This window comes from Bartonella sp. AP58NXGY, from assembly GCF_042195785.1.
In the GTDB taxonomy this organism is placed as follows: domain Bacteria; phylum Pseudomonadota; class Alphaproteobacteria; order Rhizobiales; family Rhizobiaceae; genus Bartonella.
The window spans coordinates 1-667 of record NZ_JBHIOY010000288.1 but is presented as its reverse complement, the minus strand read 5'-3'; the positions used below and the strand labels follow the sequence as shown (position 1 = coordinate 667).

Here is a 667-nt window from a genome sequence, read left to right as displayed (position 1 = left end):
GATACATGCCGTATCTTTATACGCTTCTAAACGTAATCCTTCCCATTGTTTGATAAGCTCTAAACCTTCTTGGCATATCTTTCTCATTTCGTCCTCCATAAAAAAAGCCCCACATCAGTGGGGCTGAATAAAATGATCTTCTAACCAGTCTAGCGTTAATATGATAAATAAAGTGGATCACTACATCCACGGGCGCCTATTTTTTCATCTTCATCATAACGAGAATGCGCAAAATTCCGCGCAAATTCACCATTACTAGCATCACCAGACCAATCGCCTCCTCCCAACATAACATTTACGTCTACACGTAAACTGCTTACTTGTTCCCCTGTATGCCATTTAGTCACTGGATAACAACCAGACAAAAATTGCCACACATAACCGCAACCATCCTCACAACCAATATGCGAAATCATACGATGATTTTCTGTATCAACGTGTCCTCCAGACGTTTTGGGAGAAGGCGCTTGATTGCCTATAATACTGGTTCCAGAATTGATGCCATACATACAAGACACAAACTCATCACTCGTCAAAAATCTCTTATTAACAGACGAAAAATCCACGAGATGGTCAGAATAGCTACGATTGGTTGTAATCGGAACACCATAAGCAGACTTCGTATTTTCATCTGTCCCTGATTGAAGATAAATATCAACCCAAATAT

At 40.0% G+C, this 667-nt stretch carries 2 pseudogenes; both read right to left on the bottom strand.

Annotated elements, in window-relative coordinates:
- A pseudogene (locus tag ACFINC_RS10995) lies at nt 1-87 on the bottom strand (lysozyme); the annotation flags it as partial.
- Between the two features lie 68 nt (nt 88-155).
- Nucleotides 156-667: pseudogene (locus tag ACFINC_RS10990) on the bottom strand (hypothetical protein); the annotation flags it as partial.